The sequence below is a fragment of the Accumulibacter sp. genome (assembly GCF_016789985.1).
Lineage (GTDB): Bacteria > Pseudomonadota > Gammaproteobacteria > Burkholderiales > Rhodocyclaceae > Accumulibacter.
The window spans coordinates 1-26,591 of the sequence record NZ_JAEUOL010000295.1 but is presented as its reverse complement, the minus strand read 5'-3'; the positions used below and the strand labels follow the sequence as shown (position 1 = coordinate 26,591).

Here is a 26,591-nt window from a genome sequence, read left to right as displayed (position 1 = left end):
GTCAGGACTTCACGCGCGAGACATACTCGCCCGAGCGCGTGTCGCACTTGATGATCTCGCCCTCGTTGACGAACAGCGGCACCTTGACCGTGGCGCCGGTGGACAGCCTTGCCGGCTTGGTGCCGCCGGTGGCGGTGTCGCCGCGGATGCCGGGTTCGGTTTCGCTGACTTCGAGTTCGACGAAGTTCGGCGGGCTGACCGCCAGCGGTTCGCCGTTGTACAGCGTCACGGTGCAGGTATCCTGCTCCTTGAGCCAGAGCGCGGCGTCGCCGACCGTGGTGGCGCTGGCCTGATGCTGCTCGAAGTTCTCCGGTTCCATGAAGTGGAAGAACTCGCCATCGTTGTAGAGATACTGCATGTCGCGATCCATGACATCCGCTGCGTCGAGCGAGTCGCCGGATTTGAAGGTTTTTTCCCAGACCCGGTTGGTTTTGAGGTTGCGCAGTTTGACCCGGTTGAAAGCCTGACCCTTGCCGGGTTTGACGAATTCATTCTCGAGGATGGTGCATGGGTCGCCCTCCAGCATGACTTTCAGGCCCGATTTGAATTCGTTGGTAGAATAGGTCGCCATTGCATTCCCTAGTGAGACGTTCAAGAACCATGAAGGGCGCCATGATAGCGCGAAGCCCGGCCAATGGGCAGGGGGAAGACGCGCCGGGCGAGCCCTGGCAACTGGCGCTGCAGACGGTGGTCACCGATTGTGACGAACTGCTGGCGCTGCTCCGCCTGACGCGCCAGGATCTCGGCATCGACCGCGCGCAGACCTTCGCCTTGCGTGTGCCGCGTGCCTTCGTCGCGCGCATGCGGCCGGGCCGGGCGGATGATCCGCTGTTGCGGCAGGTGCTGCCGCTGATGGCCGAACGAACGGTGCCGGCGGGATTCACGCAAGACCCGCTGGCCGAGGCGGAAGCGGGCAAGCGGCCGGGCATGCTGCACAAGTTCCACGGCCGCGTGCTGCTGATCGTCACCGGGCATTGCGCCATCCATTGCCGCTACTGTTTCCGCCGCCACTTTCCCTATGCTGCGACCCAGCCCTCGCGCAGCGAGTGGGCGCAGGCCTTCGAGTACATTCGCCGCGATCCCTCGATCAGCGAAGTGATCCTCTCGGGGGGCGATCCGCTGGCCGTTCCGGACCGCCACCTGCAGTGGCTGATCGGCGAGATCGAGGCGATCCCGCAGGTGCGCCGCCTGCGCATTCACAGCCGCCTGCCGGTGGTGATCCCGGCGCGCATCACTTGCGGCCTGCCGGCGCTGCTCGCCGGCAGCCGGCTGCGTGCCAGCCTGGTGATTCATGCCAACCACGCGCAGGAACTCGACGCGTCGGTGGCCACGGCGCTGCAGCCCCTGCGTCGCGCCGGCGTCGCCCTGCTCAACCAGTCGGTCCTGCTGGCCGGGGTCAACGACCAGGTCGAGGCGTTGAGCGACCTGTCCGAGCGCCTGTTCGAGATCGGCGTACTGCCCTACTACCTGCATCTGCTCGACCAGGTCGCCGGAGCGGCGCATTTCGCTTTGCCGGACGAGCGTGTCCATGTTCTGCGCGAGGCGCTGCTGGCGCGGCTGCCGGGCTATCTGGTGCCGCGCTTCGTGCGCGAGGTGGCGCGGGCACCGTTCAAGGTGCCGTTGTTGCCGCCCGTGCCGGGTCGAGCGAAGGAACTGCGGGGGTGACCACTGCGGCGGCGGGCGGTCGTGCCGATCCGATCGGGCCGGGCGGGCGCGAGCCGGCAGCGACGACCGTCGTGGCCCTGGCGGTGACCGATTTCGTGGCGCCCCTGCAGCCGACCGGCAGTCTCGATGCCTCCTTGGCCAGCGGACTCGATGACCATGCGCTGCGCGAGGGGGCGCGCTGGCACGCCCGCATCCAGAAGCGCCTGGCCCGGGAGCATCCGGCCTTGCTGGCCGAGGTGCCGCTGTCGCTGACGCTCGAACGTCCGGGCTTCACCCTGCTCGTGCGCGGGCGACTGGATGTGCTGCTGCCGGGCGTCGTCGAGGAGATCAAGTGCTCGCTGCAACCCGCCGCCCTGCTGCGCCGACTGGCGCTCGACCCGGCGCACGTCTTCGCGCAGCAATTGCGCATGTATGCCTGGATGCAGCACCGGCTCGGCGGCGGGGTTCTGGTCTGTCGACTGCGCGTGGTGTCCTTGCTCGACGGCGGCGAGACGCTGCTCGACGTGCCCTTCGTTCCGGAGCAATTCGACGTCTTCGTCGAGGCCCGGATCGAGGCTCATTGGCAGCAGCACCTCCGGGACAGGGCGCGGGCGGTCGAGCGGCGGGAGATCGGCAAACGCCTGGCTTTCCCCTTTGCCGCGCGGCGGCCCGGTCAGGAAGCCCTGATCGAGCGGGCCGCCGCGGCGCTGGCCAGCGGCCAGCGGCTGCTGGTGCAGGCGCCGACCGGGCTGGGGAAGACCGCGGCGCTGCTGCATCCGGCCCTGACACAGGCGCTGCGCGACAACGGTCGGGTGTTTTATGCGACGCCGCGCAACAGCCAGCATGCCGTCGCCGAGGCTTATGTCCGCCGCCTGCGGGCGGCCGGGCAGCCGGTGGTCTCGCTGACGCTGTGCGCCAGGGAAAAGGTCTGCCCGCAGGAGGAGATCACATGCACGCCGGACGCCTGTTCGCGGGCGCGCGGCTATTATGACCGCCTGTACGCCTCCGGCGCCGTCGCCGAACTGGTCGCGCTCGGTTGCGCCGACCGCGCGGCGGTGGCCGAGGTGGCCGACCGCCATCAGCTCTGTCCCTTCGAGCTGGCGCTCGACGCGGCGCGCGCGGCGGATGTGCTGATCGGTGACTACAATTACGCCCTCTCGCCGAAGGCCAGCCTGCACCGTTTCTTCGCCGGCGACGAAGCAGCCGGCCGGGTGCTGCTGCTGGTCGACGAGGCGCACAATCTGCCGGCGCGCTCGGCGGACTGGTTCAGCCCGGCGCTCGACCGGCGCTGGCTGAAGGAACTCGGCCAGAGTCGGCGGCGCGCCGGCGGCGTGCCGCCGGGTCGTCGCCTGCAGGCTCGTCTCAGGCGCTGTCTGGGGTTGCTCGATGCGCTGGACGGTCCGCATCGCGAGGTGACGGTGGACGTCGCCGCCTTCCTCGACGAGGAGCTGCGTCTGGCCCGTCTGCTGCCACAGATGGTGGCGGAGGGCGCTGCGCTCGGCGCCAACCATCCGCTGCTGCAGCTCCATCGGCAGTGGAGCGCGTTCTGCACGGTCCTGCGCACGCTGGGGCCGACGCACCGTCTGACCTGGGTTCCGCCGGACCGCCTGCAGATCACCTGCCTCGACGCGTCCACCCATCTGCGCGCGCGGCTGGCGGAACTGGGTGGCGCGCTGCTCTTCTCGGCGACCCTCAAGCCCTTCGTCTTCTATGCCCGGCTCGCCGGACTGGGCGAGCCGGAAGCGGCGACGTTCGAGCTGGCGTCACCGTTTCCGGCCGCCCACCGGCGCGTTCTGGTGGTGCCGCAGATTTCCACCCGCTACCGTCGGCGCGCGGCGCAGGTGCCGCGCATTGCCGATTTCCTGCAGCGCGTCCTGCCCTTGCGGCAGGGCAACTACCTGATCTTCTTTCCCAGCTTCGAGTTTCTCGAGGCGGTGGCAGGACAACTGCATCTGCCCGGCTTCATCCTGCTCTGTCAGCCGCGGCGGGCAGCGGCCGGGGAGATCGAGGCGATCCTGCAGCGCCTGCGTGGCGAGCGTGGCGTCGTCGTCCTGGCAGTGTTGGGCGGCTCGCTGGCCGAAGGCATCGACCTGCCCGGCGAGGCGCTGATCGGCTGCGTCGTCGTCGGTCCGCCGCTGCCGCCCTGCGACCTCGAACGTCAACTGGCGCGGGCCCACTTCGATGCGCTGGGCGTTTCCGGCGAGGCTTATGCCTACACCTTTCCGGCGATGGCGCGCGCCGTGCAGGCGGCCGGCCGCGTCATCCGCGGCGCCGACGAGCGGGGTCTGCTGGTCTTCCTCGACGGCCGCTTTCTCGCGCCGGACTACGCCGCCTGCTTCCCCGCCGACTGGTTTGCCAGCGGGCCGCAGGAGGCCGTGTCGAGCGCCATCCTTGCCGATGTCCAGGCGTTCTGGGCCGCCGGCGGTGGCTGACCCGGGCGACCACTGGCCGGCCCACCGCGCGGGGAGGCTGGCGCGTCTGCGCCGTCGCGACGCTGACCTGCTGCACCGCGAGGAACGAGCCGGACTGGATTCCTGCGCACACTATCGCTCGCTGCGCGCCGCCTGCTGGTGCGTCTCCAGCAGAGCGGTCAGCGGGCGGCTACGCCCAGTTTTCCAGCATCAGCGGCGCGTTGATCCGCTCGTAATGGCGGCTGTTGTTGGTCACCAGTAGCGCACCGGCGGAGAGTGAGTGGGCGGCAATCATCATGTCCAGTTCGCCGATCGGCTGCCCCGTGCCGACGAGCTGATGGCGGATGCCGGCGTACCAGTCCGCCGCCTCGGCGTCCCATGGCAAGACACGGACGATCTTCAGGAACTGCCGGACGGCGAGATGAAGACGGTGATCGGCCGGCAAGCGCTGCAAGCCGTATTGCAGTTCGGCGCGCGTCATCACGGAAATGCAGACCGCTGAAGGCATCAGAGCCGCCAAGCGGCTTTCAATCGTGGGTGACTTGCCCTTGATGAGGTAACTTGCCGTGTCGGTATCCAGCATGTACAGCACGTCCAGCACCCTCAGCGGCTGCCGTCGTCGTTGGTGGCGAGGGCTTCATCAAAGACGCCACCCTCTTGCGGCAAGACATTCAGCGGGCGTTCGGCCATGAAACCGGCTGGTACTTCGATGTCGTGTAACAATTCGAAGAACGACCTCCAGACTTTGCTCCCGGGCCGGGTCGACAGAACCACGTCACCGGTCGCATCGTCACGTGTGACATAGATCTCGTCACCTTCGAAGCGAAATTCGGCAGGAAGTCGAACGGCCTGACTGGCACCGTTCCTGAACAGCTTGGCAACGCGTGTCTCGATCATGGCCTGCCCCTTTCGTGATTGCGAATATATCCATCAGTATATATTCGCAATCACGAACCCTGCTGCTTTTTTGAAAGTCGTCAATCGCTTCCCGTGGCCTGGCCATCGAGACGATGTCATGGGCGATGGCAATGCAAACGAGGGCGCTTCCGGCGAGTTCGAAGAAATGCGGTGGCCCGTGTGGACCCTCGTCGGGATACCGGTCGCGCGGCAGGACCTTCGATGCGCCGATGAAGGTCGCGTACCAGCTCCGGGGTGATGGTCTCGCGCTCGGAGGTCGTGAATGAACTCACTCGCTCGCGCCTGGCATTTCGACCTGCTCGCGACGATTTCTGCACGACTTCTCAGGCCAGCAGCTTGAGATCGAAGACGCGCTCGACCAGCCAGACGCTGGCGATCGCGATGACCAGCAGGGAACCGCCGGCGAGCAGGCCGCGGCGGTAGATCCACTGGTCGCGCAGGCTCCAGGCGAGCGGCAGGAAAACGGCAACCACCGCCAGTTGGCCGAGTTCGACGCCGAGGTTGAAGGCGACCAGGGCGAGCAGCAGCGAGTCGTGCGGCAGCCCGAGGTCGCTCAGCACGCTGGCGAAGCCGAAGCCGTGAATCAGCCCGAAGGCGAAGGCGAACAGCCAGCGGCCAGGGCCGGCGACGACCAGCAGGTTGTTCAGGGCGGCCAGGATGACCGAGGCGGCAATCGCCGATTCGACCCAGCGCGAGGGCAGGTCGATCACCTCGAGCGCGGCCAGCGAGAGGGTGATCGAATGGGCGACGGTGAACGCGGTGACCACCTTGCAGACATCCCAGAGGGCGTCGCGGAAGCGTGCCGCGCCGGTCCACGCCCGGTCGACGCGCAGCAGCACGGCAGGCAGCAGCAGCGAGATGAGGAAGAGCAGATGATCGAAGCCGATCCAGATGTGCCAGACGCCGTGCGCCGTGTAGTCGAGGAACTGGCGCAGGGCGCCCGTTGCGACCAGTTCGAGGTGCTGCCGCGGCGCATCGGCGCTGAAGATGACGCTGCGTGTCGTGCCGTCGTGCTCGATACGCAGCAGACCGCGGTGCTGTGCGTCGAGGTCGAAGAACAGGCGGTAGTCGACGTTCAGGCCGGGCAGCACGGCGGCGCCGGCCGGGCAAGTCGCCGCCAGGCGCAGCACGGCGTAAGCGCCATCGCTATGATCGTCGACCAGATGTTCGACGACGCGCGTCGGGCAGGGCTGTCCGTCACTCGACAGTTGCAGGCGGGCCAGCGCGTAGGCGGCGAGGTCGGCATGGTGGGCGCGCAGCTCGCCCCAGGTGATGGCGCCGTCCTGGTCGTCGTCGATCCCGATGGCGTAATCGAGGTCGCGCAGCGCGATGTCCCACTGGCCGGTGATCTGCTGGCCGCTGGTCTGCAGACTCAGATAGCTGTCGCTCGGCTTGTGTGCCAGCGCGGCCGGCGCGACCAGCAGGAGGGCGAGCAGGGCGAGCAGGAGGCGCAGCCCGCGGCCGGGCGGCGTGTCGGCGATGGCGGATGGATTCATGGCGGACAGGTTCATGGCGGACAGGTTCATGGCGGACAGGTTCATGGCGGCTCTCAGGACAGCAGGCGGTCGAGCACGACGTCTTCGGTGCGCGTCTTGTGCAGCCACTGGCGCGCTTCGGCGAGCGTTGCGGCATCGCGCGCGGCGAGCGCGCTGTCGACCAGCAGCCGGAGGTCGGGCAGTTCCTTCTGCACCGCCCAGTTGTCGCGCGCCAGGGCGAGCGCCGCCGGCCGATCACCGAGCAGTTGCAGCGTGAAACGCGCTTCCTCGCGCAGGTGCACCCGGTCGCCGCGCAGGCGACTGGCGGCAAAGCGGGCGCGCAACTGTTCGAGGTTGGCGGCCAGTTGTGGTGAGGCGAGCTGCTGCAGGGCCAGCGCGTGGCGCAGCAGCAGGGCGTCGGTGCGCTGCTGGCCGGCCAGCAGCGCGAGCACCTCGGACGGTCGCCGCTGCTCGAGCAGCCAGTCGGCGTACGCATTCAACAGGTAGTGATCGGTCGGGTCGATGGCCAGACCGGCACGGAAGTGCGCCTCGGCAGCATCGTTCAGCCCGGCGCGGGCCGCCATCTCGGCGAGCAGCGAGCGCACCCAGACTTCCACCGCAGGGCGCGCCTCGCTCTGCCGGGCGAGCAGCCGATCGAGCGCCGCGTAGCTCTCGCGCAACTGGCCGTTCACGCTGGCCAGGCCGTAGGCGCAGGCGGCCCAGACGAGCTCCGGCGCCAGCCGGCGCAGGGCGGCGCACTCGCTGGCCGCGGCGGCGTAAGCGCCCTGCACCTGCAGGATGGTCGCCCGCGTCAATCGCGCCTGGCCGTCGCGCGGGTTGCGCCCGAGCAGCGCCGCCAGATCGGCCAGCGCGGCGTCGAAGTCGTGCGTGCGCTGGCGCAGGGTGGCGCGCAGCAGCAGCACCTCGGCTGGCGGGTCGCTCTGCTCCCACCAGCCGGCCAGTGCGGCCTGGGCGTAACCGGCAAAACGCGGATCACCGCTGATCCGGCCGAGTTCGCTGTAGCGGCGCGCCAGGTGTACGGCGAGATCGAGTCGTCCGGGCTGCTGCGCCAGCGCCTGACGCAGGGCGCGCAGCTCGCGTGCGGTCGGGTCGGTCGGTGCCAGCGGCAGTCGCTCCAGCACCTGGGCAGCGGACTGCGGCAGGTAGGGAGCCGCCGCGACGGGGCACGCAGCGAGGCCCGCGGCGAGCAGCAGGGCCGCCGGCAGGAGCCGCTGGCGCAGCCTGGAAAATGGTGATGGCAGCAGCATGCTGGCCTCCTCGGGCAGGAAACGCGGGCAGGGGGCGGAGCGCGCCCGCGCGCAGCAGTCTCCGGCTGGCGCGCGGGATCGTCACTCAGTCGGTCGGGCAGTCCCGCGGCGCGAAGGGCGAGGTCGGCGCCGCGCAACCGCTGGTCGCCGGGTTCTGGTGCCGGCTGTTGCGCCCGCTGTTGGCGAAGGCGACGTAGGGGAAGGTCTCCTGGTACGGCTGGTCGTTGCCATTCACGCCGTCGCCGATGCGGTTGTTCGGGAAGACGTTGAAGGCCGGGTTGAGCACGCCGACCACCACCCGGGCGGCGATGTCGGTGACGTCGTCGGAGACCCGGCGGCCGTTCGGAAAACCGCCGAAGTCACCGGCCAGCACGCCCAGCCGCTTGCGGTTCGCCGCGCTGGTCGGCGGGATGCCGGTATTCAGGCGCAGCAGATCGGCCACCGGACCGGCCTGCGCAGCCGTGCAGCCGGAGCAGATCGGCGCCCGGTAGGTGACCAGCGGCAGCAGGTCCAGACGCGGTGGCGGCGGGATGGCCACGCCGCCGGCGTAGGCGGCGTTGATGACGCGGGCGAGCAGCGGGTCGAGCAGGTAGCCGGCGAACAGGCTGTCGTTCTTCGGCTCGGACATGCTGAACTTGTCCTTGTCGCCGGTGCCGATCAGCAGCTCGTTGATCAGCGGGTTGCCCATGCGCTGAATCTGCACGAAGTTGGTGGACAGCGACGGCTTGCCGCCCGGCGTGGTCGGCTGGGCCTTGATGCGCGGACGGGAGGTCGTGCCGTAGGTGCCGATCACCGCTTTTGCCTCGTTGGCCGCATGCAACTGCCCGTCGCTGGTCAGCAGGGTGATCGGAAGTTCGATGGCGATCGCGTTGACGTTGTAGCCGGCCACCGCGTCGGGTGCGAAGTTGCGGTCGTCTGCCGCGTCCTGGTCGTTGCTCAATACCGCCGGGACGCCGCTGGCGAAGGCGCTGGCCCGGAAATTCAGCGTATCGAAGGCGGCGCCGAGGTCGATGTAGAAGGGGTCATCGACGGTGCCGGCGAACACCTTGATGCCGCCGCCGAGCTGGTAGATGCCCTGCCGGGCGAGCGCCGGATAGTCCGGCATGGTGCGCGGCCCGACATTGCCCGGCACGGCATGGAGTTTCTGGCTGCCGCTCGAGAAGACCGTCTGCCAGAGGCTGCCGGATTTCTTCTGGATGGTCACCGTGTAGCTCTGGCGCAGGCTCAGCCCTTGCGAACCGGGCCCGTCGAGCGCGCTGATCGCCGCCGGCACGAGCGGCGTGCCGGGCGGCAGCGGGGCCGGCGAATTGGCCGGCGTGTCGATGCCGCCGCCGGCCCCGACGAAACCGGTGAACACGCCGGGCAGCCGGGTCTCGGTCTGGAAGCGGAAGATCACCTTGAGATCCTCGTCACCGTCGAAGTTGTTGTCCACCTTCATCTCGTAGAGCAGCTCGGGATCGAAGGGATGGTAGTTCGGGCCGTTGGCCGCTTCGAGCAGCGGGTCGACGTTGAGGATCATGGTGACCTTGCTCGGGTCGTCATAGCTGACGAAGGCGAACCAGTCGGTGATGTCGGCCTTCTGATCGAGTGCGGTGAGCGGCGCCTCGCGGTGGTTGGCGGCGAGCGCGCCGGTTCCGGGCAGCGCGGTGCAGGCCGTGGCCAGGAGCAGGGCGGCGCATTGGCGACGGCTTGAGGCAGCAAAGGATGTCATGTTCATTCTCCCGTGGTGGTCTGGATCGATGGCGGGCGAGGTTCAGCAGCGGCTGGCGGTCGCCGCTGGCCCGCCATCGGATACGGCGGGGGCGGGTCGGCGGCGGCATCGGCCGCCGGACAGCGCCAGCCCGAGTGCAAGGAGCGTCAGCGTACCCGGTTCGGGAATGCTGACCGGCAGCTCCGGTGTCGAGCTGGTCGCTGGCCGGATGCGGCCGCTGCCGTCGAGATCGACGAACAGCAGCCCGTCCTGGAAGGGCAGCGCGTCGGTCGCGAAATCGAGATCGGTGTCGACCAGCGTGAAGTTGGTCGCCGCGTCGAGCAGCGAGAGCACCAGACGGTCCGGCGTGCCGCTGCCCGAGAAATTGCCGCTGAAGCCGAGGGTGAAGCCAAGGTGCTGGCCCAGCGTCAGGTCCTGATAGAACTGGCCGAAGCCGGGACCGTCGTCGAGGATGAACGGCGGCCCCCCGCTGCAGCCGAAGCTGCACTCGAGCGCAGCGGTGCTGCCGTCGCCGCCGATCGGCCCGATGGTCACCGTATTGTTGGCGGCGAAATCACCGTCGAAGAGGACGAATTCGAGCCGCGCCGCCATTCCGGCCAGCGCCGAGGTGTCGAGGCTGACCTGTACCGCGCTGGCCGCATGCGGCAGGCCGGAAAGCAGGAGCGCGCCGCTCAGCGCGGCGATGGCGGCGGCGCGCGGTACGCGGAATCGGCGACGCCCGGGCGCCGCCATGCTGTCTGGTCTGGGTGAATCGATCATGCCTGTCCCTCCTCCTCGAAAAAAGCCGGGCTTCCGGAACCCCGTGCCGGGCACGCGGCGGTATCGCTACTTACGCAGCAAAACGGCCGCCGGATGCAGCGCGCAGGCAAGGAAGCGGACAGGAGGGCGTTCGGGCCCTGCACGTCGGCCCTTGATCCTGGCAGATCGGCTGGCGAAGCTTGCGTGCAGGCTTGCGGGCCTTGCACGTTGGCCTGCGAGCCTGGCGCATCGGCCTCCGAACCTTGCCGGCAAGCTTCCGGGCCTTGCACTCCGGCGTTCAGAGCCTGGCAGATCGGCTGGCGAAGCTTGCGTGCAGGCTTGCGGACCTTGCACGTCGGCCTTCGAGCCTGGCGCATCGGCCTCCGAACCTTGCCGGCAAGCTTCCGGGCCTTGCACTCCGGCGTTCGGAGCCTGGCAGATCGGCTGGCGAAGCTTGCGTGCAGGCTTGCGGGCCTTGCACGTCGGCTTTCGAGCCTGGCGCATCGGCCTCCGAACCTTGCCGGCAAGCTTCCGAGCCTTGCACGCCAGCCCCACAGCCTCGCACGCCAGTCCTCCCGCCGCAGGTCTGATTGCCGGCGAGTCCGGCTTTCGCTGCCGCCGCCCGCAGGCCACTGCCGGCTGTGCGGATGCCGGGGAGGGACTGTTAGAATGCTCGCCTCTTTCGCCGCCCGGTTCACCGTGCATGGCCACCGCCGACAATCCGATCCTCAATTCACCCTATGACGAGCCGGCCAGGCATTACGCCACCGACGCGCAGGGCAATCTGAACTACCGCGACATCCGTCCCGGCCGGCGGCTATTCACGCCAGACGTGCCGCAAGTGCCGATCGGCCAGCCCGGGCAGGGCAGCATGTTCGACCTCAACGATTTCCCGGCGGAGTACGGCGAACACCTGATCAACCGCCTGCGCGACGAGCTGCGCGGCTGGCGGCAGGCCGCCTACCCCGGCGTCACCAGCCGGGTCAGCCGCGATCTGCTGCACTACTGGTTCGTCGATGCCGAACGGGCGGCACACCAGAAGCTCTTCTTCGCCCAGCAGGAAGCCGTCGAGGCGGCGATCTGGCTCAACGAGGTGGCCGAAAAATCGAACACCGGCACCCATATCCAGAACCAGTTGCGGCAACGCCAGGCGACGGTCAGCGACGATCCGGCCAGCCACCTGCCGCGCATCGCCTTCAAGATGGCGACCGGCAGCGGCAAGACGGTGGTCATGGCCTGCCTGATCCTCTACCACTACCTCAACCGTCGCGAGTACCGCAACGACACGCGTTACGTCGATTATTTCCTGCTTCTCGCGCCCGGCATCACCATCCGGGATCGCCTCAATGTCCTGCTGCCCGATCAACGCAGCGACAGCCCCTCCACCGCCGGCGATTACTACCGGCAGCGCTATCTGGTGCCGCCAGCCTACCGGCACGCTCTCGGCGAACTGGCGCATCGGCTGATCATCACCAACTATCACGAGTTTCTGCCGCGCCTCCTCGGCGGCAACAAGCGCACGCCCTTCGACGGCAAACTCGGCGACGACGGCAGGAAAGTGGAAAGCCGAGAGGACGAAAACCAGGTGCTGCGCCGCGTTCTCGGCAGCTTCAAAGCTGGGCGCCGGCTGCTGGTGATCAATGACGAAGCGCACCATTGCTATCTGCCGCGCGCCAAGGGCAGGGATAGCGAACTCGACAACTCCGAAACCGAAAACGAACGCGCCGCCGTCTGGTTCTCCGGTCTGCGCGCCTGCGCCCGGCGCTTTCAAGTGCGTGTCGTGTATGACCTGTCGGCGACTCCCTACTACCTTTCCGGCTCGGGGTTTCCGGCCTACTCGCTGTTTCCCTGGGTGGTCAGCGATTTCGGCCTGATCGAAGCGATCGAAGCCGGGCTGGTCAAGATTCCCTTCCTGCCGATCGACGATAGCAGCCAGGCGATCGACGAGCCGGTACTGAAAAACCTCTACGAAAACTGCAAGGCGGAACTCCCGCGCAAGGGGCAGCGCACGCAGCGTCGCGAGGCGCAGGAAACTTCCGTCGGCGACGCCGCTCCCAACTTGCCGGCGCTCGTCAGGCAGGCGCTCGACCAGTTCTACACCCATTACGAAGAATACGAACGCGGTCTGCGCCGCCGCGGCGAGCTGAAGGCCGACCTGTTTACGGCACCGCCGGTGTTCATCGTCGTCTGCGGCAACACCGCCGTTTCGCGCGAAGTGTTCAAGGAAATCGCCGGCTACGAACGCGTAGACGAAAGCGGCCAGACGACCGTCGTCACCGGCCGTTTCCCGCTCTTCTCCAATTTCGGCCGCGACACCGGCCGCGCGCTGGCCCGCCCGCCGACGCTGCTCATCGACAGCGATGCCCTCGAACACTCCGGCCAGATCGACGAAGGGTTCAAGAAGGTTTTCGCTCCCGAGATCGAGCGCTTCAAGCGCGAATACCGCCTCCGCCACCCCGAGCGCGGCGTCGACAGCCTGACCGACGCCGAATTGCTGCGCGAAGTGGTCAATACGGTCGGCAAGGCCGACACGCTCGGTGCGCACGTTCGCTGCGTCGTTTCCGTCGCCATGCTCAGCGAAGGCTGGGATGCCAACACCGTCACCCATGTCATGGGCCTGCGCGCCTTTGGCTCGCAACTCCTCTGCGAACAGGTCGCCGGCCGGGCGCTGCGCCGCCGCTACTATTTCATCGACCCGAAAACCGGCAAGTTCCCGCCCGAATACGCGCACATCATCGGCATCCCCTTCAAGCTGTTCAAGGCCGGCCAGAGCAGCCCCGTCGACCCGCCCGAATACGCCACCTTGCGCGCGCTGCGCGAGCGCGACAGCCTCGAAATCCGCTTCCCCAACCTGGTCGGCTACCGTCTGCAGACCGATAGCGACCGCCTCGCCGCCGACTTCGCCGGCACGCCGGACTATCGCCTCGACACCACCCGCCTGCCGGTCGAGACCACGCTGGGCACTGCCGTCTCGGAAGACCGCCAGACGATCCGCCTCAAGCTCGACGAAGTGCGCGACCAGACGGTGATTTACCAACTGACGCGCGACTACCTGTGGCGCATCCACGGCGACGCAGCGCAGCGTGCCGATCTGCGTCTCTTCCAGCAGGTCAGGCAAATCGTCGAGCGCTGGTACGAGGAAAAGCTCAAAGTCGTCGGCGAAGACGACCCGATCTACAAGCGCCTGGTGATCTACGAAGACCCGCAGCCGGTCGTCGAGAGCATCAATCGCGGCATCGTCGCGCAGGCCGCCGAAAGCGAGCGCGTGCTGCCCATCCTCAACCACTACAACCCGCAGGGCAGCACGCGGCACGTCTTCGGCCACACCAGCCGCAAGACCTGGCCAACCAAGAAGAGCCACGTCAATCTGGTCGTCGCCGACACCGACACCTGGGAACAGATCGCCGCCAGGACGCTGGAAAAGATCCCGGCGGTCGAAAGCTACGTCAAGAACGCCTTCCTCGGCTTCCACATTCCCTATCTCAGCGGCGGCAAGGAGCGCACCTACCTGCCCGACTATCTCATCCGTCTACGCACGCCGAAGCTGCGCACCGCCCAGCTCATCCTCGAAATCACCGGCTTCAATCAGGACAAGGAACTCAAGCGCTGGGCGGTGCGCGAACGCTGGCTGCCGGCGGTCAACAACGCGCGCGGCAAGCTCGGGCTGCCGCCGTGGTACTTCGAGGAGATTGCGGACATCGAGAACATCAAGCCGGCGCTGACGCAGGCCATCCGACGCATCGTCGAAGAGGTGGACGCTGCGCCCGACAGTCTGGTCGAGATTCTCGACCTTCTTGCCAGCCTGCCAGACGACTTCTACCCGGACGGGCGGCACGATACCGCCGCTTTTGAACAAAGGGAGCCATTCGAGTGAAGCCGCGCTACTTGCTCGACACCAATATCTGCATCTTCCTGAAGAACAACCGGCACCCCGGCGTGGCCAGGAAGCTGGCCGAACTCAAGCCGGGCGACGTCGCCATGTCCGTAGTGACCTGGGGAGAACTGGTACTGGGAGCCGAAAAATCCCGCGAGCGCAGCCAGACTTTGGCGAAAATCACGAAATTGCGGACGCTGGTACCGGTGCTGGACCTCAGTGCAGCCGTCGGCGACCGCTACGGCGCCATCCGTGGCGAGCTGGAAAGTGCCGGCCGCACCATCGGTCCCAACGACTTGTGGATCGCGGCGCACGCGCAAACGCTGGGCATCGCCCTGGTCACCAACAATACCGGCGAGTTTGCCCGCGTCGGCGGCCTGACGCTCGAAGACTGGACCACGCCATGACCGACAAGAAAATCGACAGCCTCAAGCACGCCAACGCCAAACGCACGCGCATTCCGAGCCAGGAAGAAGCCGGCTGTGAGCAGGAAAGCCCCGAGGCGCGCCAGACCGAGGCCACCTGGCCGCTCAACCCGGTGACGCAGCGCGGCCAGGACCCCGAGCTGTACTGGCTGGAGAAGTACGGCGCCGCCGACCGCGACGAGCATCTGGCAGTCGACATCCGCTCGCTCTACCGTACCGAACACATCGCCCCGGAAAAGCTGATCCAGCGCCTCTATACGCTGCGGCGCGAAGCCGACCACCAGGCCGATTTCTTCGTCGATGAGCTGTTCGCCAACTACAAGGACATCGACGAACTCGACAAGCCGCAGAGCTATTACCGACACGCCGATCGCTGGGCCAACCGTCTGATCCAGGGCGACAGCCTGCTGGTCATGGCCAGTCTGCTCGAGCGCGAGGGGATGAAGGGGCAGGTGCAGATGATCTACCTCGACCCGCCCTACGGCATCAAATACAACTCGAACTGGCAGATCCGCCTCAACGACCGCAACGTCAAGGACGGCGACGACGCCAGCCTCTCCGGCGAACCGGAAGTCATCAAGGCCTTCCGCGACACCTGGGAACTCGGCATTCACTCCTACCTGAGCTATCTGCGCGACCGGCTCTTGGTGGCGAAGGAGTTGCTGACCGAGAGCGGTTCGTGCTTCGTGCAGATCAGCGACGAGAATGTGCATCTGGTGCGCTGCGTGATGGATGAGGTGTTTGGGAGCGAGAATTTTGTTTCGCTGATCACTGTAGTAAAGACTAGCGCTCAAGAATCAGATTTCTTGCCTAGCACGAACGACTACTTGCTTTGGTACAGCAAGCGCAAGGAGTCACTGAAATACAGGAAGCTGTGGGGAACCAAGGCCGATTCAGACCCGGGAACGCTGGAATACAACCGCGTCGAACTTGCTGACGGGTCCAGGCGGAGGATGACTCCCGCAGAGGCAGACAACTGGTCATCGCTCCCGGAAGGGTCAAAGGCTTACAGGCAAGACAACCTCGTCTCACAACGGCCTCCTGGAAACTTCCCTGTAGATTTTGAAGGGAATACCTTCAGACCGCTAACCGGCTACTGGAAGACAGGTGTGGCCGGCATGCAAAAGTTGATTGCTGGCCGGCGAGTGGAACAACGCGGGCGGACGCTGAGTTATGTCCGCTTCTTCAATGATTTTCCCTACAAGCCCATGTCGAATTATTGGCCTGACACCAGATTCTCCAGCCGATCCGAAGATAAGGCTTACGTAGTCCAAACGTCCTCAAAAGTCATAGAGCGCTGCACGCTCATGACCACCGACCCCGGCGACCTCGTTCTCGACCCGACCTGCGGTTCCGGCACCACGGCGCACGTCGCCGAGCAGTGGGGACGCCGCTGGATCACCACCGACACCTCGCGCGTCGCGCTGAACATCGCCAAGACGCGGCTGATGACCGCCAGCTACCCGTGGTACACGCTGCACGACGAGAAGAAGGGCCTGCCGCGCGAGCATTGGGATCTGCGGCACGGTTTCCTCTACAAGAGCGTGCAGCGTATCACGCTGGGTTCGCTGGCCAACGACGAGCCGCCCGAGGAGGTGACGCTCTACGATCAGCCGGCGGTCGATCGCGGCAAGCTGCGCGTCGCCGGCCCGTTCACCGTCGAGACGCTGCAGAGCTACGAGCCGCTGGCTCCCGAGGACGTCGCGGAAGCGAGCCTCGACCACGAGCGGATGGAAGCTTTCCAGGAACGCGTTTTCGAGCACCTGAAGACCGCCGGGGTGAAGAACGGCGCGCGCAACGAGATGGCGGTCTTCGCCCGCGTCGACGCGCTGCCCGACAGCGCGCTGCACGCCGAAGGTTATTACGACACCGCCGAGGGCGAACAGAAGGCCTACATCCACCTTGGCCCGCAGTTCGCGCCGGTCAGCCGGCAGGCGGTGAACGACGCGGTGAAGGCCTGTCGCGCGCGCGGCGATGCGCAGTGGCTGCTGATTCTCGGCTTCGCCTTCGAATCCGATGTCGAGAATTCAGTGCAGAGGCAGCGCGCCGGCAGTTTCCGCGTCGACAAGGTGCGCATGCACGACGACTTGCTGCAGGCCGGCCTGACCAGGAAGGACAGGAAGGCCGCCACCTTCGTCACCATCGGCGAGCCGGACATCGCCCTCGCCCGGGAGGGTGACACGGTACGCGTCGAAATCCGCGGCCTCGATCTCTACGACCCGATCCGCGACGAAGTCAAGGCGCGCTCGGTGGCCGACATTGCTTACTGGATGGTCGACGACGACTACGACGGCTCCAGCTTCATGGTTCGGCAGGTATTCTTCTGCGGCGGCGACAAGGATGAATTCGACAAGTGGAAACGCGGCCTGTCCGACGTGGCGAAGACGCGCACCCGCAAGAAGCTGGAGAACACGCTCAAGATCGAAATCGACGCCGCAGCCTTCGACCGCCTCTACGGCTTCGTTTCCCATCCCATTCCCTTCCGGGCCGGCAGGCGCGTGGCGGTGCGCGTGGTCAGCCAGTTTGGCGAGGAATCGACCAAGGTACTCCAACCATGAGCACACCATCGACGAAAGCTCCCGAGTGTCTGCGCCTCAAGATCACGCCGGTGACGACTGGTGGCATACCCTCGCCGACGACGAGGGACACGAGGAGCTCAGGGAATGGCTTGGCGACGATTTCGACCCCGCCGTCTTCGATTTCGCAGCCCACGCCGCGCCAGTCGCCGTCATCGGGAACCGCCCAGGGCGGGCAGAGCCGACCCCCGCGGGGTGAGGACGTTGCAGGAGATGGCCCGGTTCGACATGGTCCGGGAACGAAGAGATTACGCCGCCGCCACCGCGAAGTGGCCTGCCAACGCGGACAGCGTCGCGTTATGGGCCACCGCATCATGTGGCACCAGCAGGTATTTCCACGGCTTGCCACCCTGTGCCCTGGAATACTCGCTGGCGTTCCGGCACCACGTTGCGGCGGCGTCCGCCTTGGCCCTGACGTCGCCGGCCGCCATGTTGTTTGCCGCCTTGGTTTCGATGATCAGGTTGTGGTCGGCGGTTGCCGCAACGAAGTCCGGCACGTACTCGGGATCGAATCTGGCAGATGCGGCGCCGGAGCAGTAGTAGATGTTGAACTGGCCCGCCACCGGCCGGAACCAGCGCAACGCATCGCGCTCCAGCACACAGGCCAGGACACGCTCGGTGTCGGAGTGGAACTTCTGCAACGGGTAGGCGCACTTGTTGAAGCCGCCATACACGTGCTGGGCAATCTTGCCTTTCTCGTCGGGGGCCTGATGCAGCGGCAGGATGTCGCCCTCGGCGGTAAAGGCGCAGGCTTTTAGCGGCGTGAAGCCCTGACTGACGACGACTTCGGATTCCGCAAGGTCTGCATGGTAGTGCTGCGCCATTTGCAGATGGATGTTCTCGGCGATCGTCTTGCCGTAGTTGCCGAGGAGGTTGTGCAGCTCGTCGTCGGTTTGCAGGTAAGTCCTGAAATGCGCGACGGACTGCCCGGCCAGGTCATGTCGCCAAAGATCAGTTGATTGTCGAAAATGTCGGCGCTGGTGACACGCTGCTTGGCGTGATGGCTCTTCTCGGGGTCGGCCAACAGGGTGCGCGGCTCCAGTTTCGGCCGCGCATCCTTGCCGATCCAGGTCAGTTCGAGTTTTTGTCTCGTCACTTCTGGCCTCTCCCGCCGCCGTTTTCGCAGGCATGCATAGTCACTTGCCCATCGGTTTGGCGCGTTCAGCCGTTTTGACAATGGCGTCAAGCTTCTCCGCAATCTCCGGGGCGATTTGTTCTTTCGATAGAAAACCTGCCAACTGGTGGTAATCACGTTTCCGGAACGACAGCGGTAGACCAATTTCCTTGAAAAAGAGACGGAATACCCGGTCCAGCACTTCGTCAGTGGCTTTGACATCGTCAGCCCAAGGCCGCTTTTCGTCAACCTCCAGGAGATGCGTGACTTCGGCAATGCTCTTCCTCATTGCAGCCTGTCGCGTTTCACGTTCGGCCAGACCAAAAATATCGTCAGCCAGATCATGGGTGGCCCAGGACAGCAAGACTTCCTCAGTACAGAAATAATTCTCGATTTCCCGTTTTGCCCACATGAGTTCATTCAGGCTTTCGCTGGGCTGCAACGAACGATCAAGTCGGTCAAACAGGGCAATCCCCACCAAGTCGGGTTTGGCTTCACGCAAGCCGTTGAAGTGATCACGTGATTTTTGCGGCAGATTGGTCGCGACGTAATGCACAAAGGGCATGTCCAGCAGGATTTGCGCGGGATGCTGCAAGGTTCTTGCAAACACCTTGAGAATTGCCAGGTCGGTTGAATCCTCGACATAGAGCACCCACCCCGTCTGTTCTGCTTGATAGTATTGATCCCATCCAATGTCGGTCAGCGCTTTCATGACCTGGCTGCCACGATCATTCAGCAAATGGGGTTTGCCAACAAACGCCACAACGGTGCCACGGTTCGCCGCTTCCGCAAGAACAACTTCCGAGTGGCTGGCGGCAATGATCTGCGAACCTTTCTCTTCAGCAAGATCGTTGATCAGTTGATAGGTCTGGCGCTGACGCAAAACCTCAAGGTGGGCATCCGGCTCATCTAGCAACAAGACCGTGCGCGGATTGGTATAGAGGTGCGCAAGAATGAGCAAGGTTTGCTGCAGGCCCCTGCCCGAAGACGACAGGTCGAGGCGCGTCCCTGATTTTTCCTCGTACTCCATGACAATTTCGCTACGTTCGGCAATGAATTTTGGATCGAGAAGTTTCACTCCAAATAAACGCTGCAATTGCCCGGTTAATGCCATCCAGTCGCTTGATGGCTTGATCTCGGCTTCGGTTGGCCAACATACGCGATAGCAAAGGTTGCGTAGAACCTGTGCTGTTTGACCCTGACCGATCAGGACGCCTATTTCCCCGGGTTGTTTGATGAACTCACGGTCGGCCAGGCCAGACATCGGGGGCAACAATGCAATTCTTGTCTTGGTGGCCAGTTCAGGAATCGGCATCCGTTCTGGCTGATTGCCATCGTCGAGTCGAAGCGGGCGGCAGTAGAACGACTCCTCATTGGCATAATCAAACTCAAGCCCGCACGACCAGCTTTGATCGTCGCTAACGCCATCTACCACGATATCGACGCGGACGTTTTGTGTTTTCTGCTTTCCTGCTTGTCGCTCGACATTGCGCACATGAAGGTCTCGCCAGAGAAGATTGGCAGCCGGAACGGGCAGCGCGGCCAAATCTCGGCGGTTAACCGCAACGCCTTGCCGCTGAATGGCGGTTGATTTTCCGTTCCTTTTTTCAGACCAGCGGCGCAAACCCAATTCCCACAAAGCAAGCGCCTGAAGGGCCGTTGTCTTGCCCGAATTGTTTGGCCCAACCAAGACGACCGATTTGCCTAATTCAACTTCAACCGAATCGAAACGCTTGAAATTCCTGATGGATAATTTTGTTAGCATAGCCTACACCTCTACGCTTAAATTGGGCAAACTCAACCCTTCAATTTCCTGTAACGATTTTCCCGCAATGCCCTGAAGATCGCCATACATACCCACGGTCGCCCCCATCACACGCTCGATCTGTTCCTCGCGCTTGGCCCATTGCTTCATGATTGCCTTGCGCTCCTTGTCGAGGTCTTCCTGCATGGTCGAGAACGCTTCGACGATGGCCTCGACGCGATGCCGGAAACGCGGCCCGGTCAGGTACTGGTAAATCATTTCGGTCTTGGTTTGCTGCCCTTCCGAGACCTGCCGCGCCATGCTGACCTGTAACAGGGTGTGGCGCAACACCGTCGCCACCGGGATAGCGGCGCGCGGACTGGCCACCCAGACGCCGTCGACCACGTCGAAGGACTCAACCCCTTTCGGCAGCACCTGGCTGACGATGACGGAGATTTCCGCTTTGGCGGTGCGCTGGTCTTCGCGCAGCTTGGTCAGCCAGCCGTCGCTCCAGTTCTTGGTGCGCTTGGATTCCCAAAGGATCGTTCCACTCGCTTGGCCGCTTTGGCTGATAACCCGTTGCAGGACATCGCCGCCGAATTCGCCCTTGGGCACCGGCTCGATGGTATCGAACGGGAATTTCACGCGCAGCAGGTTTTCGAGTTCAAGCTCCTGCACTTCTCCTTGCATTTGCTGTGAGCCCTGTTCGGCCTTCTGTTTGAGTTCTTCGATTTTTTGCTGCATCGAGGCGATGGTCTGGTCTTTTTCCATCACCTTCAGCTTCAGGCCTTCCTCGGCTTCACGCCTGGCCTTTTCGCGAACATCGCCGAGACCTTCCTGTACGCGTTTTTCAACCGTCAGTTCCAGTTCGCGCCTGGCGTCGTCCAGTTCGCGCTGTTTCTTGATGAGTTCCGCTTGCGCCTGCTGTGCCTCGGCCAGCTTGGCATCGCGGGCCTTGAGCACTTCTTGCAGGTCGAGGAGTTCGCGTGCCCTGGATTCCAGTTCGTTGGCTGTCGCCTGCTTGGCTTTCCTGGACTCTTCCTCGATCACGCGCGCCCGTTCGGACTTGAGTTGCGCCGCCACCTGATCGGCGACTTGCGCATCGAGATTGCGCTTGGCCTCAGCGACCAGCTTTTCCTTGTCGCGAATGCCTTGCTCGCGCCTGGCGATCTCCTCATCCTTTTGCGACAACTGCTGCTCGAACTGCTTCTTCGTCGCCGCGATCAAGGGTGCGGCCAGCGATTCGGTCAGCCGGATTTCGGTCTTGCAATTCGGGCAAATGATGGTCGGTTCGGTCATCGCGATTGCTCCCTGAGTGCCTTGAGCTCGGGCAGCAGCATCGGAACGTCGCTCTGGATGATGCTCCACAAGGTATCGTTGTCGATCCCGAGGTATCCGTGTATCAGCCGGTTCCGGGTTGCGATGATCAGCCGCCAGGGCAACCGTGGATTTGAATTGCGAACGACATCGGGAATGTGGGTCGCAGCCTCACCAATCAGCTCCAGGTTGCGCATGGTGGCATCGTAGTTCAGGCTACTGGCGACAAAGCCGGCCTGATCGAGGCCGTCGCTATAGGCGATCACTTTCTCGGCGAAACCGATCATGTCATCGAGGTGGAACCTCCACTCCCGCGCCGCGCTGTCAGACATGGACTGCCTCCTTCTCGACAAAAGGCCGCAGTTCGCGCCGCAGGGCCTTGTCGGTAACCAGATCGACCGATACGCCAAACAGGTCCTCCAGGTAGAACTGAACGCCGAAATAGCGTTCGGACGTTGCCGGACCAGCGAAGGCGACCAGAATGTCGATATCGCTGTCGCTGCGCGCCGTATCGCGCGCCGTCGACCCAAACAGGGCGAGATCAACGACTCCGTAACGGTCCGCCAATATGGGTTTGCACGCACGGAGCAGTTCAATGGCGCGTGAACGGTTCATCGTGGCCTCCTTGCAAGTTGTTGTAACGGAATGGGGTCGGGAAGCATCGAGTTTCTTGAAGGCGACCTTGAGGGCTTGCAGCAGTGCGGTGCCCTTGGCGTTCTCGGTGATGGGCACGGCCAGATCGCGGAAGGATTGCAGCTCGCCGACCTCGGCCTTGATCGCGGCGATCTCGGAGGCGGTCGACGCCTTGGTGCTGCCATCGGCGACGGCATCGAGTTCGTCGGCCAGCTCGTCGAGGGCTTGTCCCAATCGCTTGCTGAGGGTTTCGAGCGCACCGGCGATGGCGAATGTCGACGACGCCAGCAACTTGCGCAGGTTGGCCGGTGTGATGACGAGAATGCGACGTTTGCGCTCGGCCCATTTCTGCGCGATCAGCAAACCGGCTTCGATGGTTTTGCCGAGGCCGACCTCGTCGGCAAGGATGGCGCCCCTGGACAGCGGATTGCTCGTCGCGAACAGTGCCGCGTCGATCTGGTGCGGATTCAAGTCGACCTGCGTGTCCAGCAGCGCACCGGCCATGCGGTCCATCGAATTGGACGCGGCACGGCGGGTCAGTTGGTGCGCAAAGCAGGCAAGCTGGTGCGGGCTGTAGGTCATTGAATCTTGGCTTTTTCGATCATGACGGATGGTACTGTGCAGTGGCGTTAGCGCCAGTGCCCCGCGAAGTCGAACGACAGTTGCTGTTGATGCCGGATGGCCAGCAGGTGGATGGCCCCGCCGATCTGCGCGTAGAGCAGCAGGTAATCCTTGAGCACGTATTCGCGCAGCGCCTCCGGGTCGGTGGTCAGCGCCAACAACTTTGCGCATAGCGCCGCCAGGGCATTGGTGGTCTCGACGGAGCGCGGCAGACACAGCATGAACGGTCGGCCCATGCCGGGGAAGCGTTCGAGATTGGGAGTGACGGCTTCCAGCAGTTCATCGAGCAGCGCATCATAGGTCTGCGGCGCTTCGGCCTCGATCAGGAAGCGCTCGATCTCTTCGAGGTTTTTCTCGAAGTTGGCGGTGAACCTGATGGCAGGCTTTCTCGCCACGAATGTCTCTGGCGCACTGGTCACGTGCTGCGGCGGCGTTTGAGGGTCGCAAGCGCGCTGCGGGCGTCCTTGGCGCGGCCTGCGGCAACATCGTCGAGGCCCTTGGCAGCCTCGTCGATCAGCAACAGATGAATGCGCTCGCGCTCCAGTTGGTGGTAATAGTCCAGCCGCTGCGCGTCGATCAGGGCGATGTAGCTTTCACCGTTCTTGGTGATGATCTTCTCGGCGCCGGCCCTGACCTCTTCGGCCAGCTCGGAGAAGTTGGCGCGGGCGTGCGAGAGTGGAACAACGTCGCTGGCTGCGATTCCCATGATGGCCTCCTGTGCCGCACTGGATGTGCATTATTTTGTACATCATACGCTCAGGAGGCACGGCTTCAAAGGCCGGTCGGCAACTTGGTTCGACGCTGGTGGAAGTGGCTCAAGCTGCCGGCACCGAGTAGGCACCGGCACGCACTCGAGCTACCTGGCGCAAAGTGCGCGTGATCTGCCTTACGCCAACTGTTTCGAGCATGCCGGGCAGGAGGCCGCCTTCCTTGCCTGCTGCGGGTTCGTCGAATCGATTCGCGTGCCGACAGGCCGGGAAGCCACCTGACGCGATTTTGCCGGCTGGTTCGGCCGGCTGTGACAGAGCTTCCGCGAGTTCGACGGGCAGCAGGTGTTCGAGGAGATGCGCGGTGTGTTGGCCGCCGGGGTCGGCGGCATTCGCGCACGCGAGGATTACCTGGCGCTCGCTCGAGCGCGCCCGGTGGCGCATGGGCCGGCTGCCCGGCGAGATCTAGCCGCCACGCCGCGCGCCGCCGCCCAACCATAAGAGCCAGGCGAGGGCCAGTGTGACGAGCCCCCAGAGGCTCTCGACCGGCTGCCGCAGGATGGCGGCCAGCGCCATGGCAAGTGTGCCGACAAGGAAGGTCAGCGGCACCAGCGGCCAGCCGACGACGGCCAGCCGCTCGCCCTCGCGCCGCTTGAGGCGCAGCAGTCCGACGACGGTTGCCGCAGCGCACAGGTTGAGGGTGAAGCCGATGTAGGTCAGCAGGCTGCGAAAACTGGCGCTCCACAACAGGAGCAGCGCCAGGGCGCACTGCACGGCGATGGCCAGGCGCGGCGCGCCGTGTCGTGCCGCGAAGCGGCGCGGCAGTTCGCCATCGGTCGCCATGCGCGCGTAGACACGTGGGCCGGCGATGGTCATTGCCGAGACCGAGGCGGCAAGGACCAATGCGATCAGCCCGCTCAGCGCTTCGGCCCAGGCGTCGCCGCCGAGCGCCCGGGCGGCGACGCGGCCGATCTCCAGTTCGCCGGCCAGCGTGGCAACCGGCGCGGCGAAAACGAAGGCGGCGTTGAGCGCCAGGTAGAGGACGCTGACCAGGGCGGTGCCGATGAGCAGGGCGCGGGGCAGGGTGCGCTGCGCATCGCGCACTTCGCCGGCCACGTAGACGGCGGCGTTCCAGCCGGAGTAGCTGAACGAGACCCAGATCAGGCCGACGGCGAAGGCCGCCACGCCACCGCTCTCCGGCAGCGGTGGCGGCGGGTCGGCCGGCAGGCGGGCCAGGGCGAGGCCGGCGAAGACGATGATCAGCAGGATCTCGAGCAGCACCGTCAGATTGTGCAGACGGCTGCCGCTTTCCACACGCCACGCATGGAGCAGGGCACAGCCAGCGAGCAGCGCGCTGCCCAGCCATTGCGGCGAGCTGCCGGGGAACCGGTCGAGGACATACTGGCCGAAGGCCAGCGCGGCCGCGGCAAGGGGCGCGGCGAAGCCGACGATGATCGAGATCCAGCCGGCCATCGTGCCGGCCGCCGGGTGCAGGGTGCGCGACAGGAAGAAGTATTCGCCGCCCGATCCGGGCAGGCGGCGCGCCAGCGCGCCGTAGCAGAGGGCGCCGCAGGCGGCGAGCAGACCGCCGATCAGCCAGGCGAGCAGGACCAGCCATGGCGACTTGAGGTCGGCGAGCAGGAAACCGCTGGTGGTGAACACGCCGGAACCCAGCATGCTCGCCACTACCAGCGTCGTCGCCGAGAGCAGGCCGAGCCGGCGCGGGCCGGCGGGACTCACCGCTGGCCGCCCTGAGCGGTACCGGTCATCGGTACGAAGCGCACCGGCAGGATCGCCTCACGTTCGAGGCGGTTGCCGCGCTTCCTGAGCAGGAAGAGGTTCTGATCACCGAACTCGCCGACCGGGATGACCATCCGGCCGCCGTCCTTGAGCTGATCGACCAGTGGTTGCGGCACATGGTCGGGGGCGCAGGTGACGATGATCGCGTCGAAGGGGGCGGCCTCGGGCCACCCCTGGTAGCCGTCGCCGTGCCGCACCTGCACGTTGCGGTAGCCGAGTCTCGTCAGATCGTGCCCGGCGCGTCTGGCCAGCGCCTCGACGATCTCGATGCTGTACACCTGGCTGACCAGAACGGCGAGGATGGCCGCCTGATAGCCGGAGCCGGTGCCGATCTCGAGGACCCGGTCGGTCGCCTTGGGCGCCAGTTGCTCGGTCATGAAGGCGACCACGTAGGGTTGCGAGATGGTCTGCCCGTAGCCGATCGGCAGCGGGTTGTCCTCATAGGCATGGCGCCGCAGTTCGGACGGCACGAATTCGTGTCGCGGTACGCTGGCCATCGCCTTGAGCACGGCCGGATCGCCGATGCCGCGCCGGTCGGCCGCCAGTTGCTGTTCGACCATGCGCTGGCGGGCCGCGCCGTAGTCGGCGTCGGCGGCAGCGGAGGGGACGCCGATGGCGGCGCCGAGCAAGGCCGGCAGGACACCGCGCAGCACCTGCCGCAGACGGCGGGAGCCGGCCGGGCCGGACTCCGCGGCTGGCTGCGGCGAGGGCGCTTGAGGGTTGGTGGGCATCGGCTTCTCCCGGAATTGCCGGCGGCGGGCAGGGACGGGCGAGTGGCCGGCCACGCGCCATCCGTCCCTCAGTATAGGTCCGCCGTCCGGCTGGCGCCATGGTCGATCAGACCGTGTCGCTGCTGCGCCCGAAGACACTTGTCGTCGCCCGGCGACAGCTCCCGACAGGGCGACGGGCGCTGCGCGTAGACGGTGCACCGCACCGGCCCGCCGATCGCGCCCTGCAGCGCCGCGCAGCGCGGGGTCGCGGAAGCGGTCCCGAGCAGGCAGGCGTGCCAGGGAGAGAGCCGTTCGAGCAGTGCGTCGGGCAAGCCATGAACGGCGGCCTCGGCCCAGTAGAACGAGACCCGGTACGTCGCGCAGCAGGCGCCGCAGGCGCGGCAGTCGAAGTCGCCGGTGTCGGCGCCGGGAGCCGGGCGGCGGGGGGTCATGGCACGGGTTCGAGGCGCGCCAGCACGCCGCGCGGACTGTCGGTCAGCAGATAGAGCAGGCCGTCCGGGCCGTTGCGCACGTCGCGAATACGTCCGATGACGGCCTTGAGGAGCGGCTCCTGATGCACGACGCGTTCGCCATCGAGCTTCAGGCGCAGCAGCATCCGGTCGCGCAGGGCACCGACGAAAAGGTCGCCGCGCCAGGCGGGAAAGCGCTCACCGGTGTAGAAGGCCATTCCGGAGGGGGCGATCGAGGGGGTCCATTGGTGTACTGGCTGCGCCATGCCCGCCCTGGCCGTTCCCTCGCCGATCGGCGTTCCCGTGCCGTAGTTTCTGCCGTAGGTGATCACCGGCCAGCCGTAGTTCACCCCGGCGCGGATCAGGTTGATCTCGTCGCCGCCCTGCGGGCCATGCTCGTGCGTCCACAGTTCGCCGGTCTGCGGATGCAGCGCG

Annotated in this window: 24 protein-coding genes and 1 pseudogene; 6 read left to right on the top strand and 19 right to left on the bottom strand. The window is 65.6% G+C overall.

Features of this window, described 5'->3' with window-relative positions; genetic code table 11:
- Nucleotide 1: 1 nt before the first annotated feature.
- Nucleotides 2-571 (bottom strand): elongation factor P, encoded by a 570-nt coding sequence (gene efp / locus JNK99_RS17345; RefSeq protein ID WP_291855672.1) that lies wholly within the window; start codon nt 569-571, stop codon nt 2-4.
- Nucleotides 572-612: 41 nt separating this feature from the next.
- On the opposite strand from efp, the gene epmB reads away from it, so the two are divergent.
- Together epmB and JNK99_RS17335 are read left to right on the top strand one after the other, a co-directional pair.
- On the top strand, nt 613-1,665 hold the full coding sequence (epmB, locus tag JNK99_RS17340) for an EF-P beta-lysylation protein EpmB (protein WP_291855669.1): 1,053 nt from the start codon (nt 613-615) through the stop codon (nt 1,663-1,665).
- Entirely contained in the window at nt 1,662-4,076 is a 2,415-nt protein-coding gene (locus tag JNK99_RS17335; protein ID WP_291855666.1) for an ATP-dependent DNA helicase, read from the top strand. Before epmB ends, JNK99_RS17335 begins: the two co-directional genes overlap by 4 nt.
- Nucleotides 4,077-4,245: 169 nt before the next feature.
- Here the strand turns inward: JNK99_RS17335 and JNK99_RS17330 are convergent, their stop codons facing one another.
- The 6 genes from JNK99_RS17330 to JNK99_RS17305 form a co-directional block, all read right to left on the bottom strand.
- Nucleotides 4,246-4,647: a type II toxin-antitoxin system VapC family toxin gene (locus JNK99_RS17330; protein WP_291855700.1), complete on the bottom strand. Its 402-nt coding sequence runs from the start codon at nt 4,645-4,647 to the stop codon at nt 4,246-4,248.
- Nucleotides 4,648-4,658: 11 nt separating this feature from the next.
- Entirely contained in the window at nt 4,659-4,952 is a 294-nt protein-coding gene (locus JNK99_RS17325) for an AbrB/MazE/SpoVT family DNA-binding domain-containing protein (RefSeq protein WP_291855663.1), read from the bottom strand.
- 344 nt (nt 4,953-5,296) lie between these two features.
- On the bottom strand, nt 5,297-6,514 hold the full coding sequence (locus JNK99_RS17320; protein WP_291855660.1) for a HupE/UreJ family protein: 1,218 nt from the start codon (nt 6,512-6,514) through the stop codon (nt 5,297-5,299).
- Between the two features lie 8 nt (nt 6,515-6,522).
- Nucleotides 6,523-7,716: a hypothetical protein gene (locus JNK99_RS17315; RefSeq protein ID WP_291855657.1), complete on the bottom strand. Its 1,194-nt coding sequence runs from the start codon at nt 7,714-7,716 to the stop codon at nt 6,523-6,525.
- Nucleotides 7,717-7,801: 85 nt separating this feature from the next.
- Complete coding sequence (locus JNK99_RS17310) at nt 7,802-9,427, bottom strand: DUF4331 domain-containing protein (RefSeq protein WP_291855654.1); 1,626 nt, start codon at nt 9,425-9,427, stop codon at nt 7,802-7,804.
- A 42-nt stretch (nt 9,428-9,469) separates the two neighbouring features.
- Nucleotides 9,470-10,186: an NF038129 family PEP-CTERM protein gene (locus tag JNK99_RS17305; protein ID WP_291855652.1), complete on the bottom strand. Its 717-nt coding sequence runs from the start codon at nt 10,184-10,186 to the stop codon at nt 9,470-9,472.
- A 682-nt stretch (nt 10,187-10,868) separates the two neighbouring features.
- Here JNK99_RS17305 and JNK99_RS17300 point away from each other — a divergent pair.
- The 4 genes from JNK99_RS17300 to JNK99_RS17285 are packed head-to-tail and all read left to right on the top strand — an operon-like array spanning nt 10,869 to nt 17,239.
- Entirely contained in the window at nt 10,869-14,039 is a 3,171-nt protein-coding gene (locus JNK99_RS17300; protein WP_291855649.1) for a BPTD_3080 family restriction endonuclease, read from the top strand.
- The gene (locus tag JNK99_RS17295; RefSeq protein ID WP_291855646.1) at nt 14,036-14,446 is read left to right on the top strand and encodes a type II toxin-antitoxin system VapC family toxin; all 411 of its coding nucleotides are present in this window, start codon (nt 14,036-14,038) and stop codon (nt 14,444-14,446) included. The genes JNK99_RS17300 and JNK99_RS17295 overlap by 4 nt, the downstream gene beginning before the upstream one ends.
- On the top strand, nt 14,443-17,022 hold the full coding sequence (locus tag JNK99_RS17290) for a site-specific DNA-methyltransferase (protein WP_291855643.1): 2,580 nt from the start codon (nt 14,443-14,445) through the stop codon (nt 17,020-17,022). Before JNK99_RS17295 ends, JNK99_RS17290 begins: the two co-directional genes overlap by 4 nt.
- 25 nt (nt 17,023-17,047) lie before the next feature.
- Complete coding sequence (locus JNK99_RS17285; RefSeq protein WP_291855640.1) at nt 17,048-17,239, top strand: hypothetical protein; 192 nt, start codon at nt 17,048-17,050, stop codon at nt 17,237-17,239.
- A 49-nt stretch (nt 17,240-17,288) separates the two neighbouring features.
- Here JNK99_RS17285 and JNK99_RS17280 read toward each other — a convergent pair whose 3' ends face one another.
- The 12 genes and pseudogenes from JNK99_RS17280 to JNK99_RS17225 form a co-directional block, all read right to left on the bottom strand.
- Nucleotides 17,289-18,170 (bottom strand): hypothetical protein, encoded by an 882-nt coding sequence (locus tag JNK99_RS17280; RefSeq protein ID WP_291855702.1) that lies wholly within the window; start codon nt 18,168-18,170, stop codon nt 17,289-17,291.
- A 6-nt stretch (nt 18,171-18,176) separates the two neighbouring features.
- Nucleotides 18,177-19,919 carry an AAA family ATPase gene (locus JNK99_RS17275; RefSeq protein WP_291855638.1) on the bottom strand — a complete coding sequence of 581 codons (1,743 nt, stop codon included), beginning with the start codon at nt 19,917-19,919 and terminating at the stop codon, nt 18,177-18,179.
- A 3-nt stretch (nt 19,920-19,922) separates the two neighbouring features.
- Nucleotides 19,923-21,197, bottom strand: coding sequence for a DUF2130 domain-containing protein (locus JNK99_RS17270; protein ID WP_291855635.1), 1,275 nt, complete (start codon nt 21,195-21,197; stop codon nt 19,923-19,925).
- Entirely contained in the window at nt 21,194-21,547 is a 354-nt protein-coding gene (locus JNK99_RS17265; protein ID WP_291855632.1) for a DUF86 domain-containing protein, read from the bottom strand. The genes JNK99_RS17270 and JNK99_RS17265 overlap by 4 nt, the downstream gene beginning before the upstream one ends.
- On the bottom strand, nt 21,540-21,830 hold the full coding sequence (locus tag JNK99_RS17260) for a nucleotidyltransferase family protein (RefSeq protein WP_291855697.1): 291 nt from the start codon (nt 21,828-21,830) through the stop codon (nt 21,540-21,542). Before JNK99_RS17260 ends, JNK99_RS17265 begins: the two co-directional genes overlap by 8 nt.
- Before the next feature lie 309 nt (nt 21,831-22,139).
- Nucleotides 22,140-22,430 (bottom strand): annotated as a pseudogene (locus tag JNK99_RS17255) (SNF2-related protein); the annotation flags it as partial.
- 47 nt (nt 22,431-22,477) lie between these two features.
- Entirely contained in the window at nt 22,478-22,864 is a 387-nt protein-coding gene (locus JNK99_RS17250) for a type II toxin-antitoxin system RelE/ParE family toxin (protein ID WP_291855629.1), read from the bottom strand.
- Nucleotides 22,865-22,884: 20 nt separating this feature from the next.
- Nucleotides 22,885-23,175 carry a type II toxin-antitoxin system Phd/YefM family antitoxin gene (locus tag JNK99_RS17245; protein WP_291855626.1) on the bottom strand — a complete coding sequence of 97 codons (291 nt, stop codon included), beginning with the start codon at nt 23,173-23,175 and terminating at the stop codon, nt 22,885-22,887.
- A gap of 466 nt (nt 23,176-23,641) precedes the next feature.
- On the bottom strand, nt 23,642-24,916 hold the full coding sequence (locus tag JNK99_RS17240) for an amino acid permease (protein WP_291855623.1): 1,275 nt from the start codon (nt 24,914-24,916) through the stop codon (nt 23,642-23,644).
- Nucleotides 24,913-25,707 carry a protein-L-isoaspartate(D-aspartate) O-methyltransferase gene (locus JNK99_RS17235; RefSeq protein WP_291855620.1) on the bottom strand — a complete coding sequence of 265 codons (795 nt, stop codon included), beginning with the start codon at nt 25,705-25,707 and terminating at the stop codon, nt 24,913-24,915. Before JNK99_RS17235 ends, JNK99_RS17240 begins: the two co-directional genes overlap by 4 nt.
- Before the next feature lie 68 nt (nt 25,708-25,775).
- Entirely contained in the window at nt 25,776-26,138 is a 363-nt protein-coding gene (locus JNK99_RS17230; RefSeq protein WP_291855617.1) for a YkgJ family cysteine cluster protein, read from the bottom strand.
- A partial coding sequence (locus tag JNK99_RS17225) for a PQQ-dependent sugar dehydrogenase (protein ID WP_291855614.1) occupies nt 26,135-26,591 on the bottom strand: 457 nt, incomplete at its 5' end. The genes JNK99_RS17230 and JNK99_RS17225, both read right to left, overlap by 4 nt.

What these genes read in the sequence shown, in the direction of transcription:
- efp (WP_291855672.1), bottom strand. Translation starts at nt 571, where the DNA reads ATGGCGACCTATTCTACCAACGAATTCAAATCGGGCCTGAAAGTCATG.
- epmB (WP_291855669.1), top strand. Translation starts at nt 613, where the DNA reads ATGATAGCGCGAAGCCCGGCCAATGGGCAGGGGGAAGACGCGCCGGGC.
- JNK99_RS17325 (WP_291855663.1), bottom strand. Translation starts at nt 4,952, where the DNA reads ATGATCGAGACACGCGTTGCCAAGCTGTTCAGGAACGGTGCCAGTCAG.
- JNK99_RS17320 (WP_291855660.1), bottom strand. Translation starts at nt 6,514, where the DNA reads ATGAACCTGTCCGCCATGAACCTGTCCGCCATGAACCTGTCCGCCATG.
- JNK99_RS17315 (WP_291855657.1), bottom strand. Translation starts at nt 7,716, where the DNA reads ATGCTGCTGCCATCACCATTTTCCAGGCTGCGCCAGCGGCTCCTGCCG.
- JNK99_RS17310 (WP_291855654.1), bottom strand. Translation starts at nt 9,427, where the DNA reads ATGACATCCTTTGCTGCCTCAAGCCGTCGCCAATGCGCCGCCCTGCTC.
- JNK99_RS17305 (WP_291855652.1), bottom strand. Translation starts at nt 10,186, where the DNA reads ATGATCGATTCACCCAGACCAGACAGCATGGCGGCGCCCGGGCGTCGC.
- JNK99_RS17300 (WP_291855649.1), top strand. Translation starts at nt 10,869, where the DNA reads ATGGCCACCGCCGACAATCCGATCCTCAATTCACCCTATGACGAGCCG.
- JNK99_RS17290 (WP_291855643.1), top strand. Translation starts at nt 14,443, where the DNA reads ATGACCGACAAGAAAATCGACAGCCTCAAGCACGCCAACGCCAAACGC.
- JNK99_RS17280 (WP_291855702.1), bottom strand. Translation starts at nt 18,170, where the DNA reads ATGCCTGCGAAAACGGCGGCGGGAGAGGCCAGAAGTGACGAGACAAAA.
- JNK99_RS17275 (WP_291855638.1), bottom strand. Translation starts at nt 19,919, where the DNA reads ATGCTAACAAAATTATCCATCAGGAATTTCAAGCGTTTCGATTCGGTT.
- JNK99_RS17270 (WP_291855635.1), bottom strand. Translation starts at nt 21,197, where the DNA reads ATGACCGAACCGACCATCATTTGCCCGAATTGCAAGACCGAAATCCGG.
- JNK99_RS17265 (WP_291855632.1), bottom strand. Translation starts at nt 21,547, where the DNA reads ATGTCTGACAGCGCGGCGCGGGAGTGGAGGTTCCACCTCGATGACATG.
- JNK99_RS17260 (WP_291855697.1), bottom strand. Translation starts at nt 21,830, where the DNA reads ATGAACCGTTCACGCGCCATTGAACTGCTCCGTGCGTGCAAACCCATA.
- JNK99_RS17245 (WP_291855626.1), bottom strand. Translation starts at nt 23,175, where the DNA reads ATGGGAATCGCAGCCAGCGACGTTGTTCCACTCTCGCACGCCCGCGCC.
- JNK99_RS17235 (WP_291855620.1), bottom strand. Translation starts at nt 25,707, where the DNA reads ATGCCCACCAACCCTCAAGCGCCCTCGCCGCAGCCAGCCGCGGAGTCC.
- JNK99_RS17230 (WP_291855617.1), bottom strand. Translation starts at nt 26,138, where the DNA reads ATGACCCCCCGCCGCCCGGCTCCCGGCGCCGACACCGGCGACTTCGAC.